Here is a 13,539-nt window from a genome sequence, read left to right on the forward strand (position 1 = left end):
AAACATTACTTATGAGCCACTTTAGTTCGGTAAGCACAACGGAACTTACCTTTCATCATTGCCTTGAGTTTGCTGAAAATCATTTGCTTTCGGAGAGGGGGAATACGATCAATGAACATTTTTCCCTCTAAATGATCAAATTCATGTTGCATCACTCGTGCAAGGAAACCATCAATCCACTCATCGTGTTCGACAAAATCTTCATCCTGATATTTCACGTGGATACGCGTCGGACGGGTCACTTTTTCAGAAAGTCCGGGCAGGGACAGACACCCTTCTTCCATCGTTTCTTTGGGGGAGTCTTCATCAAATTCGAGAATATGCGCATTGATGAATGCCTTTCTGAGCCCCTTGTATTCAGGGTAGTCATCACTCAAGACATCAAGGTCAATAACCACAACACGGATATCCTTGCCTATCTGTGGGGCCGCCAACCCAATACCGTTGCTTGCAGTCAGCGTCTCAAACATATCTGCAATGAGTTCTTTCAGCTGAGGATAATCAGCTGTTATATCCTGCGCAACCTTCCTCAATACAGGTTGGCCATATATATATATAGGTAATATCATGAATTAATCTTATTTTCTATTTAACATCGAGTGCCTGTACTGCATGTAATCCTGCAAGATAATCGTTGCAGAAATCTCATCTATCAAGCCTTTATTTTCTTTTCTGACCTTTTTCCTAACCCCACTGTCAATGACAACTTGATGGGCTATAACCGATGTGAAGCGCTCATCGTAATACTCTATGGGGATGTTTGGCACGAGCTTACGCCAGCGATTGACAAACTGCTCCACACGTGCAAGGTTTTCGCTGGGTCGGCCGTCCGGCTGTGTAGGTCGGCCTATAACAATCCGTTCTACCGGCTCTTTTGCAATGTAGTCTTTAAGATAGTCTATAAGAGAAGATGTAGAAACAGTGGCCAATCCATTTGCAATAATCTGCAATGAATCGGTCACTGCCAATCCCGTACGCTTTTTACCGTAATCTATAGAAAGTATACGTGCCATATCATTAAACTATTCTCTACTGAGGATAGTTACTTGTTTATTTCTTGAATAGCAACCAAGCATCTGAGTATTTAGCACGCAATGCATCACGACTCCTAACGGCATCAGCCTTACTATCGAACGAAGTAGCAACTACACGATACATATTACGCTCATTGTTATAGACAATCGTTGGATTATATCCGGCATTTCTCAACGTATTCTGAACCCCTTCGGCATTGGCCTTCAATGAGAAAGAACCTACTACAACACCGAAATTCTTGACTTCAGGACCATTAACCACAGAGAAATTCTCCTGACGAACAACAGCATTATCCACATTATCCATCACCGTTGTCTCGGTTGCAGATTTCTGCTCAAGTGGAGTAACCACCGGAGAAGTTGTCATAGGCTCACTCTGTTGCGTTGCTTCTTGGGCCTTAGCCTTGTCATACGCCTTCTTATAAGCACTCTCACTTGACTTACAACTTGTAAAAGCTAAAGCCGTACAGAGACTTATACATAATACCATAGTTTTTTTCATAATTCTCTTATTTTAATGAAATTAGACTTTAATCATATTTCGTGCGAAAATACAAAATATATCACAATTACCTGCGAAAAGCCCACATAAAGTTTGTTAAATCAAGAAAATCATAAGGATTTAATAAAATTTGAATTCGCTTTCATTGTTTTATTGCAAAACTTTTATTATATTTGCCTATGTATTCATGACGATATATTAAGATATTAAAGGATACAAGTTTATATATTTATCAACTAAATTTTAGGATTATGAAGACATTAGGTTACATTGGAGCATTCTTAGGTGGTGCCATTGCTGGTGCTGCATTAGGTCTGTTGATGGCTCCGGAAAAGGGAACAGACACACGTACAAAGATTACCGATGCGGTTGATGATTTCTGCAAGAAGCATAATATCAAACTTACACGCAAGGATGTAGACGACTTCGTTGATGACATCAAAGACGCTGCTACTGACGTTGTTGCTGAATAATCATGTTCTCAAACGACAGAAATATCGAAACTATAGGACAACTCGTAGAGGTGTTCAAACACTACATCGAGCTTCAGAAAGAATGTTTGAAGCTTGATGTAGTTGAGAAAGTCGTGCGGCTGATTACTGCAATTACAATCTCGGCAGTAATCGTTGTTCTAATGATGTTAGCACTTATTTACCTCAGTTTTGCCGCAGCTTTTCTGCTCAGCACTTGCTTGGGAAGTGTTGCCGCTTTCTCTATCGTGGGGTGTTGCTACCTTTTACTACTCGTCTTGTGTATTCTTTTTAGGCATCAGTGGATAGAAAGGCCTTTGGTCCGTTTCTTAGCAAACCTTTTTTTCAGCAAATAATTCATGGAAACTGTTACTGAATATAAATCACTTAATGATATCAGAATACGCAAGGAAATGCTGCGTAATGACATCTTGAAGGACGACCAGAAGATACGGACACTTTGGCATAGCCTTTTCAAACCATCTGATATCTTCGATAAGAACACATCACCTTCAAAACGGATATCAAGTCTTATCAATACAGGTGCAACTGTCATTGACGGTGCAATATTGGGTTGGAAGCTTTACCGCAAGTTCAAACGGTAATCGTTTCACCGTCATACCCAAATTCAACACCATGAGGAAGAAGTCGGCCTGCTTCATTATGCAAGCCGATTTCGTGTGTCATGTGAATAAGATAAACCCGTTTTACACCAAGCACTTTGGAAAAGGCAATGGCATCATCAATAAGTTGGTGGCTATGATGTTCCCGCTTCCATCTTAACCCATTGACAACCAACACCTCTATACCTGCCAGGTAAGAAAGCTCTGTTTCTTCTATCCGCTTCATGTCTGTGATATAAGCAAGTTTGCCCATTCTGAAACCAAGAACAGGCAATGTATCATGCATCACTGTTATGGGAACAATGTCAATATCACCGACAGAAAATCTTTCATGCGGTTTAATCTCATGCAAAATCAGTCTGGGAACTCCTGGATAGAGGTCTCCATTCGTGGGAAAACAATAGGGCATGTTATGCTTTAGCCCATGAATGACATTTGAATCCGTATAAATATCAATGTCACCGAATTTACAAAATGGGCGCAGGTCATCAATACCACCCACGTGATCATAGTGAATATGCGTCAGTAAAACGGCATCAATCTTCCTGAAAGGCTGCAAAAGCATTTGCTCCCTGAAGTCAGGGCCACAGTCTATCAGTACTCGGGTCGACTCCGTTTCTATCAAAGCAGAAGTCCGAAAACGATGATCGCGAGGATCACTGCTTTTGCATACTTCGCAATTACAACCTAAAACAGGAACTCCCTGAGAGGTGCCCGTGCCCAGAAGAATCACTTTCATCGTATATTCACCTCCGGATTAATCTCTATCCCGAAACGTTCTTTCACATCATGCTGAATGGTATGGCATAGTGTGATAATATCCTTTCCAGAAGCACCACCACGATTAACTAACACCAAAGCCTGCTTGTCATGCACTCCAGCCTTGCCCAAAGCCTTGCCTTTCCAGCCACACTGCTCAATCATCCAACCAGCCGGAATTTTATAAGTGTGTTCAGTTACCTGATAAGAAGGTATCTGAGGATATTGCATGCGCAACTGTTTATATTTCTCTTCATCCACAATAGGGTTCATAAAGAAGCTGCCGGCATTTCCCATTACTTTGGGATCGGGGAGTTTTTCCTGCCGTATTTCAATGATTGTACGGCGCAACTCCTCTGCCGTTGGCTGCATAATTTTCTTTTCAGCAAGCTTGGTGCGGATATTCCCATAATCCAATCGGGGAGTGAAAACGTTTGAAAGACGGTAAGTAACAGCTGTAATCAGAAACTTTTCTTTCCATTCATGCTTGAATTTACTTTGCCGATAACTATATTCACACGCACTGTTTGCGAGTCTAACTTCCCTCCCTGTTGCTATTTCTACAGCTTCTATCTCCTCTATGAAATCCTTTGCTTCAGCACCATATGCCCCGATGTTCTGAACAGCACTTGCCCCCACTTCACCTGGAATAAGTGAAAGGTTCTCCATACCATAATAGCCATGGGAAACAGCATAGGCCACTACATCATCGAATATCTCACCGGAGCCACAACGAAGCAAGTAACCATTTTCCACAGGTTTCACCTCTATACCACGCACGGCAGAATGAATGACCGTTCCGGGATAGTCACCTTGCAAGAGAAGATTGCTTCCCTCTCCTATGATTAAAATCGGACTGTCATCATCTGTCAGCTGCAATACTAATTTTTTTGCTTCGTTTACAGAAGCATATTCCAGAAAACGTTTACACAAAGCATCAATACCAAAAGTGTTGTGCTCCAGCAAACTATAGTTTCTAATATCTTTCATGGTTTCACAAGTTACATTGAGAGTTTTGTCAACATCCATTTTCCACCGTGCCGCTTAAAGGTCAATTCGGTTTCCAGACCATTGGCAATACCGCGAATAACGAATATTTTCTGATTGCTTTCCGTGTACTTCTGCCCATAGATAATATTATAAATCAGTTCACGAGGAAGCTCCGGTGCAAACGAAGGCCATTGTTCAGGAAGCAGTGTTCCCGATGTATTGCTGAAATCATTATCGGGATCAGGCCCGACAAAAGCCAATGGATCATGCACACTCTGCATTTGAAAAGCGGAGTCAGCTGCAAAGCGATTATAGAATTTCAAGAATGAGGCATTGGTATTCTTATACATGTGTTTGAAGTCAATGGAAGTCAACAGCCATTCACCATTAATCCTGTTGAAGAGATACTGCTTTACGGTCTTTGCATTCAGATTAATCTTTTCAACGACCACATGTGAGACAGTGGTATCCTTGACAACCTGCATTTGCTTGGCATTATCAAATATCAACGTATAGAAATCCTGGCGCATAAAGAAGTTGTCTATCTTCCACTCTCCTTTCTTGATGGTCTCTACAACCTTTCCATCCCTATATACCGGCAACGGGAAATGAATGCGTTTGCGTTGCAGTTTTCGGTTTGCTGCAAAGTTAAAGAAGAAGTCATCAAACAATTCATCTGCGGCTTTCGGCAGCGGTTGCTCTGTCATCAGTGCTTCCAATGTGTCGGCAGAAGTAGAGTCAGCCTGTGTGGAATCAACCTCTACGCTATCTGTTGAAGTCGGCTTTTTACCCGTACAGCCCGTTGTAGAAACGAAAGCTGTTACCAAGATAAATATAAAACTAAAAGCTACCGTAAACTTTCTCATACCTATTTAATTATGCCTAAAACATGTTTACTCCCAAATTCTATGCAAAAATACAACTTTATTTCGATTGCAACAACAAAGAAACCTAAAAATGCAGAACCTCACTAAAAATATCATTTTGCACTTTCCTATTCTCAATAAAAATACGTAACTTTGCAGCATTGAGTAAGATTAAAAACGTTTTTAACAAGTATATGCTTTTAGAGAAAATAGAAGAACTGCTAAAAGAAGTAAGCAGTTTGACTGCAAAGAATGCAGAGGACGTAGAACGGTTGCGTCTTAAATATCTTAGCAAGAAAGGTGAAATCAACGCTCTTATGGCTGATTTCCGCAACGTTGCAGCAGACCAGAAGAAGAATATCGGTATAAAAATCAATGAACTCAAGCAGACGGCAACCGACAAAATCAACAGTCTGAGGGAAGAACTTGCCGAAGAAAAGGCACAAGGGGATGACATAGACCTCACCCGCACAGCCTATCCTATCCGACTTGGAACGCGTCATCCGCTGACAATTGTCAAAAATGAAATCATCGAAATATTCCAACGCATGGGCTTTGTTCTGGCAGACGGCCCGGAGATTGACGATGACAAGCACGTTTTCACCATGCTGAACTTTGCAGCAGATCATCCTGCACGCGACATGCAAGACACTTTCTTCATTGAGCAAAGTGATCCAAATGACGTGACGAAAAACATCCTGCTGCGTTCGCATACCTCCGGAGACCAGTCGCATTTCATGGAGACTCACAAGCCTCCTTTCCGTATTCTGTGTCCCGGTCGTGTGTATCGTAATGAGGCTATCAGCGCCCGTGCACACTGCTTTTTCCACCAGGTTGAGGGACTTTATGTCGACAAAAACGTCAGCTTCACTGATTTGAAGCAGGTTCTGCTCACGTTTGCACGCGAAATGTTCGGCCCGGATACGAAGATACGTCTGCGTCCGAGCTACTTCCCTTTCACTGAACCGAGTGCAGAAATGGACATCTCATGCCACATCTGTGGCGGTGAAGGCTGTGGCTTCTGCAAGCATACCGGTTGGGTTGAGATACTCGGTTGCGGCATGGTTGACCCCAATGTGCTTGAAGCCTGCGGCATAGACAGCAATGAATATACGGGCTATGCTTTCGGTATGGGTGTCGAACGCATTACCAACCTCAAATACCGTGTCAGCGACCTACGCCTGTTTTCAGAGAACGACACACGTTTCCTGAAAGAGTTTGAGTCAGCATATTAAGAGCAGGTTACAGCAATATAAATACAATCATACATAAGAGGGTTACCTTCATCGAGAGGTAATCCTCTTTTGAGTATCTATAGATGATAGATTTTATTCAAAGTTTCAATACAGCTTCCTGCTTTAAGATAATTTAAGAAAGAAGTCAAAATAGCGGACAAAATGATTTGTTTGATTTTTTCATCTGTAAATGAATATTCAATCATTCTCGCTGGTTTACAACTTCATTCACGGCAAATCACCGTGCGAAAAGCATCAAAACAGCGCATGAAATGACGCATATTGAAGGCTGACTTGATGCAGATTACAGTCTGTTTCAATACACTTTACAATACAGTTTCCCCGAGAAACAAAAAAGAGGAAAGTGCGATTGCACTCTCCCCGACACAAAGATAATGTTTTTGAGAAGCAAATGCAAATCTATTGTCAAAATAATCAACAATGAAGTATAGCCTCTGTTTCTTTCGAAAGAGGATGAATGACAAAAGAGATACTGTGAAGAAATGGTATAAGGGCATGCTCACCACCTTTTACGTCCAATGGTCATCTGCTTGAGATCATAATAACTTCCGTTGTATATATTCAAGTCCACATAGCCTTTTATGCCTGGCAAACGCCCTGCATCCGTATGCTGCCAGAACTTCCACGGGCCTTTATATTCTATTTTCTCAACATAGTAATGTGCTATCCAATAGGGATAATCGTCGAAAACAGGAGCAGACAAGTAGCTCTGCTTGAATTTATAATAGGTGTAGATGATTGGCTTCACATGGTATTTATCCTCGACAATATGAAGCCAAGTCAATATATCGCGTTGGAAATCCTCCACACTTTGCTCCTTAGGCTTATGCTCCACATCAAGCACAGGAGGAAGATCGCCGTCGTTAAGATGAACCTTCTTCAGGAAAAAGTAAGCCTGGTCGCGGGCCGATGACTTATTACTCCAGAAATGATATGCCCCTCGAATGAAGCCATAATCACCTGCACTCTGATAGTTTTCATAGAAAGTCTCATCGAGCTTACCCGTTCCTTCAGTGCTCTTCATAATGACAAAGCGCACCGGACACCCGTTAACCATTGCATTGGAAAGCAGTCCCCAATCAATATCTACCTGATAATGGGAAATGTCTATGCCATGGATTTCATAGCCTGCAGGGTATTTGGCATCTCCATAAAGCGCACGCCATCTGAAACCTGTCGGACTGACAAAGAAATAATAAAAACACCAGATGTAGAGTGCAATCATGCCTACGGCACCCAGAACAACAGCCCATTTGGGATAACGATGCAGGAAAGTACGGCGCGAACGGGTAGCCTTTCGCCTACCCTTCGTATGCGAAGTGCGTGTGGTTCTTCGGGCTGTAGTTCGTTTCGTACTCATCATTGCATAAGAATACATATAGGGATTGAAATCCGTCTGGCGACAAATTCCTCTCCCTATATGGTTTATTTATGGTAAAATAGGAATGAAATTATTCCTGTTCGAGAACCAAAGTCTTGGTAGGCTGGTCGCAAACCTCAGCAGGTCCCCAATACTGAATTGGGCCCGGGTAAACGTATTCCGTGTTCATAGCCCACTCATCACGCTTGGCAGCAAAAGTCTTGAATGGCTTGCCATCAAGCTCAACAAGTGCCTTGCGGATAACAGGTTTCATCTCCCCATTGCGCTTCTCCATGTTCATCATCATTGTGATTGGCACACCACCGGCTCTCCATTCATCGGTCTTGGCAGTGGTGTTCTTGACGATTGCCATGTAACCGGTCTTGCCGTTTGCAACGAGCTGAGCCGCACTTGTACCTAAAGCGTAGCAGTAGTCTGCATCAAAGTTGGATGGAGCAGCACAACGACCTTCGTAACCGAAGAAGTGATGTTGAGCAGCAAAAGTACCGTTGTACTTACCCTCCTTGGCCCATTTTGCGAGCTTGGCAGCAACCATTTCAGAGAGCAGTTTCTCTGTTTCAATCAGTGAAACCTGTACGTTTCCGTGAGGATCACGGTCAAGACTCAACTGGCGGGCAACGCCTTCGGGCAGCGTCTCAAACGTAGCGGCATTCTCTTTTGACAGATGTGAGAGGATATATTCACGCTGAGCATCCTTGTCAAGGTCTTTATAATCAGCACCATGTGCAGCAAGAAGGTCGTTCAGTTCTTGAATCAGGCGACCTATGGCAGGAATAAACTCTATCAGACCTTCAGGGATCAAGACAACACCGAAGTTGTTTCCCTGCTCTGCGCGATGAGCAACAGCCTTGGCTATATTCTCTACAACCGCATTGAGTGTCATGTCCTTTGCTTCGATTTCCTCTGAAATGAGACAGATGTTCGGTTGAGTCTGGAGTGCACATTCAAGTGCAATATGAGATGCAGAACGGCCCATCAGTTTGACGAAGTGCCAATATTTGCGGGCTGAATTACAGTCGCGCTCAATGTTGCCGATAAGCTCAGAATAGGTCTTTGTTGCCGTATCGAAACCGAAAGAAGTCTCAATCTGGTCGTTCTTCAAGTCGCCATCAATGGTCTTAGGGCAGCCGATAACCTGAACACCATACTTCTTAGCTGCATAATATTCAGCCAGAACACAGGCATTGGTATTGGAATCATCACCACCGATGATAACAATAGCCGAGATATCCAACTTACGGATAATCTCAAGACCCTTTTCGAATTGATCTTCTTTCTCAAGCTTTGTACGCCCCGAACCAATCATGTCGAAGCCACCGGTGTTGCGATATTGGTCAATAAAATCGGCTGTAATCTCAATATATTTATGGTCAACAAGACCGCCTGGCCCCATCAGGAAGCCATAAAGACGGTTCTCCGAATTCAGCTTTTTGACAGCATCAAACAATCCACTGATGACATTGTGTCCACCGGGAGCCTGACCTCCGGAGAGAATAACACCAATATTAATTCTCTTGGTGTTGTTTTCCTCACCCGGCACGAACTCTATCAGAGGCATACCATAGGTGTTAGGGAACAGCTTTTTGATTTCTTCTTGATTGTCAACACTCTTTGTGGGAGCACCCTCTACAATCTTTACTGCACCTTGAAGAGCCTTAGGTAGCTTTGGCTGATAAGCAGCTCTTTCTTTCTGCAATGCACTAATTTCCATAATTTTGTTAGCTTTATATATTTTAGAATAACTAATTTCAGACTTTAGAACAGCTGCAAAAATACGGTTTTTCCATGACATATGGAAATAAAAAAAGAGAAAACGAGGATTAAAGAAAACTTTTTCCACTTTATATGCACTGCTTTTCTTATTTTTTTCTATCTTTGGCATGTAGAAATATCAAATATGGAATATTATGGCAAATAAACGCACATTGAAACAATCTATCAATTACATTTGCAGTGATCTGTTTGCAGAAACTGTAGCAGCAGCTTTATACAACAAGGAAGTAAGGCAGGAGAATGTCGATGCACTATTGCTTTCCATCCTCAGAGTCCACAGTGATTTTATCCGCCGTGTGTCTCATCCAGAACCGGGATTGCCCGCAAAGACCTACTATAAAACTATTATTGAAGACTTCAACAAACAGGCTGCTGAGATTGTAGACCATATTCAGAATTTATAAAAGGAAATGATTAGAACATTCTGCAACTGGCTACTTTATAAGAAAATGGGATGGACTAAGGAGATTACTGTAGCTCATCCAGACAAATTTATCATTTGCCTTGCACCACATACGAGCAATTGGGACTTCCTCATCGGGCAGCTTTACACAAAGGCGGAAGGCCTAAAGACAAACTTTCTGATGAAGAAAGAGTGGTTCTTCTGGCCTTTGGGAGTTATCTTTAAGAGGTTGGGGGGAATTCCTGTATGGAGATCCAAACACACAAGTATGACCGACAATCTGGCTGAAACAGCTGCAAAGAAAACTTCTTTCAAGCTATGCATCACCCCGGAGGGTACTCGTTCTCCTAATGCAGACTGGAAAAAAGGGTTCTATTTCATTGCCTTGAAAGCTGGTATTCCTATTCTTTTATATGGTGTAGACTATGAGAAGAAGAAAATAACATGCACAGAAAGCTTTATACCTTCGGGCAACATTGATGAAGATATGCCGAAGATAAAAGCTTATTTCAAAGAGTTTAAAGGCAAAAAGCCTGAAAACTTTGCATACTAAATCAATTTTTATATGAGAAAGAAAATAGTTGCTTTTGGATTAATCTTGGCGCTTTCTTCCCCACTCTATGGTTTTATGCCGGTGGAAGATGCGTCATTAAAGAATACCATAGGCAACTATCTGACAAGATATTGTACGGAGAAGAAATATTCTTCCGACCTTATAAGTATTGAAAAATTACAGATAGACAACAGCAGAGAAACTGTTATTATCTCAATAAGTAATAACTTTGCTAATCAATATCTTACATCAAGAGATGTAAAGAAGTTATTTAAGGGTATCAAAAAGGTATTGCCATCATACTGCAGGAAATATCAGCTATCTGTTCAGACATGTGGAACGCCCCTGCAATATCTTCCTGAAGATGCAATTGTTCCAGACAATGAAGGAAATCGTTTTTGGGGTGATATTGAATATAAAGATGCTCCTTGGACAGAGAATGCCTCGCGTCCATTTGGCATAACCCATGGATTGTATAACAGACATATAACCCTATGGGCAAGCCATGGCCGCTATTATGACGCTGACAAAGGAGTATGGAAGTGGCAACGCCCTAATCTTTTCGGTACAACAGAAGACTTGTTTACACAAACTATCGTAGTTCCTTATCTGATTCCAATGCTGCAGAACGCTGGTGCTGTGGTCTTTACACCGCGTGAAAGAGACTGGCAAACAGATGAACAGATTGTAGACAATGATGTTTCGAAAAGTCCGTCATACCTCGAAGTAAATGTAAAAGGAGACTGGAAGACTACTCCAGAAAAGGGCTTTTCATTCCATTTGGGGACGTATGAGAATGCAGAAAATCCCTTTACAGCAGGAACTGCACGAATGACAAAAACAACAAAAAGCAAAAACTATTCGCTCATTTCATACCAACCATATTTGAATAATGATGGAAAATATGCCGTTTATGTAAGTTATCAAACTTTGGACAAAAGTATTCCCGATGCAGAATACATCGTTTATCACAAAGGAGAAGCGACACGTTTCACGGTTAATCAAACCATGGGAGGCAGCACTTGGGTTTATTTGGGAACCTTTGATTTTGCAAAAGGTTCAAGCCAAGAGAACCGCGTAGTGATTACAAACCGCTCTAAACATCACGGTGTTGTAACAGCTGATGCTGTAAGGTTTGGTGGTGGTATGGGGAATATTGAGCGTGGAGGAACAACCAGTGGCTACCCAAGATGCTTGGAAGGAGCACGCTATTATACACAATGGGCCGGTGCTCCGGCAACTGTATATAATGGCAGATTGGGGCAAAATGACTATGCAGATGACATCAATGCACGCTCTTACATGAGTAATTGGTTGGGAGGAGGTTCTTGCTATGAACCAAGCATAGAAGGGAAAAAAGTTCCTATAGAATTATCGCTTGCCGTGCATAGTGATGCCGGATTTGATAGCAATGGAGGACTTATTGGTTCATTGGCGATTTGTACAACTAACTTTAATGAAGGCAAATTAAACTCCGGTATTTCTCGCTTGATATCAAAAGATTTTGCAAACAGACTGTTAAATGGGTTTGACCGAGATCTTCCTGCCATTGCAAATCGTTGGGCAAGACGATATCTATGGGACCGTAACTATTCTGAAACCCGTAATCCAGAAGTGCCATCTGCGATTATTGAAACACTCTCTCACCAGAACTTCCCGGATATGATTTTGGGACAAGACCCTAATTTTAAGTTCGCAATGGCACGCTCTTTGTATAAGACTGTCACACGATTTATCAATGAGGGACATGGCCGACCGACAATCATACAGCCTCTTGCCCCTCATAATTTCAAAGTGGAATTTACAGATAACAGCCATATAAGGCTTGCATGGAAAGCTACAGAAGACAACTTGGAACCTTCGGCCTACCCAAATGCTTATGTGGTTTACACCGCTATCGGGGCCTCTGGATATGACAATGGAACGATTGTGAAGAAACCGTTTTATGATCTTCAAATAGTTCCTGGCATTCAATATAATTTCAAAGTCACGGCAATTAACCGCGGTGGAGAAAGCTTTCCAACTGAAGAACTCTCTGCCTACAGACAAGATGGAGCAACGAAAAACATTCTTGTTGTTAATGGTTTTAACCGTCTTTCAGGCCCAGCCGTCATAGATAATGGTGAACAACAGGGCTTTGAATTGGACAAAGATCCAGGCGTTTCGTATGGACTGACAGCCGGATGGAACGGGAAACAGCAAGAATTCAGCGTTTCCCGAATGGGTATAGAAGGGCCTGGGGGACTTGGATATGGTGGAGACGAACTTGCGGGGCATTTCATCATGGGAAATGATTTCTCTGCGGTGAAAGCACATACCGAGGCTATTGCAAGTGCAAGAAAATACAATGTCGTCAGTTGTTCTGCTCAAGTTTTGGAAACAGAAAACATAAATCTTTCTGCATATCAAACCATTGATCTCATCTTGGGACTACAAAAATATGATTCTCATGCCTTAGGCTATTATAAAGTCCTGCCTAAAACATTGCAAAATCACCTACGTAGCTATACGCAGAAACATGGAAACTTGATTGTCAGTGGCAGCTATATAGGAAGTGACATGCAAGACATTAATGAACAACAATTCCTGACCGATGTGCTGAAAGTCAACTATCAGCAGAATGATTCAACAACGGCAGGAGAATTCATAAACGGGCTTGGCGCATCATTTGACATTTATCGTCAGACCAATCCCCAGCATTATGCAGCAACGTCTGTAGATATATTAAATCCTATAACGGGTGCTATCTGTGCCATGCAATATAGTGATGGCACCAGTGCTGCCGTTGGATATCAAGGCAATGATTATCATGTTTTCACCACAGGTTTCCCTTTAGAATGTATCAAGTCAAGAGAAACACGTAATGCAATCATGCGTGGCATCCTTCAATATGTTATGAAATAAATAGTAATATCTTAAAATATACAAT

The 13,539-nt window shown here is 42.0% G+C and carries 15 protein-coding genes; 7 read left to right on the top strand and 8 right to left on the bottom strand.

The window, feature by feature from the left end:
- Window positions 1-5: 5 nt before the first annotated feature.
- The 3 genes from def to EL210_RS07390 are packed head-to-tail and all read right to left on the bottom strand — an operon-like array spanning window position 6 to window position 1,536.
- Window positions 6-569: a peptide deformylase gene (def, locus tag EL210_RS07380; RefSeq protein WP_025879526.1), complete on the bottom strand. Its 564-nt coding sequence runs from the start codon at window positions 567-569 to the stop codon at window positions 6-8.
- 9 nt (window positions 570-578) lie between these two features.
- The gene (gene ruvX / locus EL210_RS07385; RefSeq protein WP_004370863.1) at window positions 579-1,013 is read right to left on the bottom strand and encodes a Holliday junction resolvase RuvX; all 435 of its coding nucleotides are present in this window, start codon (window positions 1,011-1,013) and stop codon (window positions 579-581) included.
- A 37-nt stretch (window positions 1,014-1,050) separates the two neighbouring features.
- Window positions 1,051-1,536 carry an SPOR domain-containing protein gene (locus EL210_RS07390; protein ID WP_004376182.1) on the bottom strand — a complete coding sequence of 162 codons (486 nt, stop codon included), beginning with the start codon at window positions 1,534-1,536 and terminating at the stop codon, window positions 1,051-1,053.
- 251 nt (window positions 1,537-1,787) lie between these two features.
- Between EL210_RS07390 and EL210_RS07395 the strand changes: the two genes are divergently transcribed.
- From EL210_RS07395 to EL210_RS07405, 3 genes are read left to right on the top strand one after another with little or no spacing between them, the layout of a single operon-like run.
- Window positions 1,788-2,009: a YtxH domain-containing protein gene (locus EL210_RS07395; protein WP_004370867.1), complete on the top strand. Its 222-nt coding sequence runs from the start codon at window positions 1,788-1,790 to the stop codon at window positions 2,007-2,009.
- A 2-nt stretch (window positions 2,010-2,011) separates the two neighbouring features.
- Window positions 2,012-2,362 carry a phage holin family protein gene (locus EL210_RS07400; RefSeq protein ID WP_004370869.1) on the top strand — a complete coding sequence of 117 codons (351 nt, stop codon included), beginning with the start codon at window positions 2,012-2,014 and terminating at the stop codon, window positions 2,360-2,362.
- Between the two features lie 3 nt (window positions 2,363-2,365).
- Window positions 2,366-2,611 carry a hypothetical protein gene (locus tag EL210_RS07405; protein WP_018920185.1) on the top strand — a complete coding sequence of 82 codons (246 nt, stop codon included), beginning with the start codon at window positions 2,366-2,368 and terminating at the stop codon, window positions 2,609-2,611.
- On the opposite strand, the gene EL210_RS07410 is transcribed toward EL210_RS07405, so the two are convergent.
- The 3 genes from EL210_RS07410 to EL210_RS07420 are packed head-to-tail and all read right to left on the bottom strand — an operon-like array spanning window position 2,601 to window position 5,244.
- Window positions 2,601-3,368 carry an MBL fold metallo-hydrolase gene (locus tag EL210_RS07410; protein ID WP_018920186.1) on the bottom strand — a complete coding sequence of 256 codons (768 nt, stop codon included), beginning with the start codon at window positions 3,366-3,368 and terminating at the stop codon, window positions 2,601-2,603. The two genes, EL210_RS07405 and EL210_RS07410, sit on opposite strands and share 11 nt — an antisense overlap.
- Window positions 3,365-4,378, bottom strand: coding sequence for a UDP-N-acetylmuramate dehydrogenase (gene murB, locus EL210_RS07415; protein WP_025879527.1), 1,014 nt, complete (start codon window positions 4,376-4,378; stop codon window positions 3,365-3,367). Before murB ends, EL210_RS07410 begins: the two co-directional genes overlap by 4 nt.
- 11 nt (window positions 4,379-4,389) lie before the next feature.
- Window positions 4,390-5,244, bottom strand: a complete 855-nt coding sequence (locus EL210_RS07420; RefSeq protein WP_026285930.1) for a DUF4348 domain-containing protein — start codon at window positions 5,242-5,244, stop codon at window positions 4,390-4,392.
- Window positions 5,245-5,438: 194 nt separating this feature from the next.
- Here EL210_RS07420 and pheS point away from each other — a divergent pair, with 194 nt between their 5' ends.
- A complete protein-coding gene (pheS, locus tag EL210_RS07425; protein ID WP_026285931.1) occupies window positions 5,439-6,479 on the top strand; it encodes a phenylalanine--tRNA ligase subunit alpha in 1,041 nt (346 codons plus the stop codon).
- Window positions 6,480-6,999: 520 nt separating this feature from the next.
- On the opposite strand, the gene EL210_RS07430 is transcribed toward pheS, so the two are convergent.
- Window positions 7,000-7,863 carry a glycoside hydrolase family 25 protein gene (locus EL210_RS07430; RefSeq protein WP_025879528.1) on the bottom strand — a complete coding sequence of 288 codons (864 nt, stop codon included), beginning with the start codon at window positions 7,861-7,863 and terminating at the stop codon, window positions 7,000-7,002.
- 88 nt (window positions 7,864-7,951) lie between these two features.
- Window positions 7,952-9,592 carry a diphosphate--fructose-6-phosphate 1-phosphotransferase gene (locus EL210_RS07435; protein ID WP_026285932.1) on the bottom strand — a complete coding sequence of 547 codons (1,641 nt, stop codon included), beginning with the start codon at window positions 9,590-9,592 and terminating at the stop codon, window positions 7,952-7,954.
- 196 nt (window positions 9,593-9,788) lie between these two features.
- Here EL210_RS07435 and EL210_RS07440 point away from each other — a divergent pair, with 196 nt between their 5' ends.
- From EL210_RS07440 to EL210_RS07450, 3 genes are read left to right on the top strand one after another with little or no spacing between them, the layout of a single operon-like run.
- Window positions 9,789-10,058 (top strand): hypothetical protein, encoded by a 270-nt coding sequence (locus EL210_RS07440; RefSeq protein WP_018920192.1) that lies wholly within the window; start codon window positions 9,789-9,791, stop codon window positions 10,056-10,058.
- Between the two features lie 6 nt (window positions 10,059-10,064).
- The gene (locus EL210_RS07445) at window positions 10,065-10,610 is read left to right on the top strand and encodes a 1-acyl-sn-glycerol-3-phosphate acyltransferase (RefSeq protein WP_004370882.1); all 546 of its coding nucleotides are present in this window, start codon (window positions 10,065-10,067) and stop codon (window positions 10,608-10,610) included.
- A gap of 12 nt (window positions 10,611-10,622) precedes the next feature.
- Window positions 10,623-13,514, top strand: a complete 2,892-nt coding sequence (locus tag EL210_RS07450; protein WP_018920194.1) for a golvesin C-terminal-like domain-containing protein — start codon at window positions 10,623-10,625, stop codon at window positions 13,512-13,514.
- Window positions 13,515-13,539 lie beyond the last annotated feature (25 nt).

Origin of the sequence: Segatella oris (assembly GCF_900637655.1) — a bacterium.
Lineage (GTDB): Bacteria > Bacteroidota > Bacteroidia > Bacteroidales > Bacteroidaceae > Prevotella > Prevotella oris.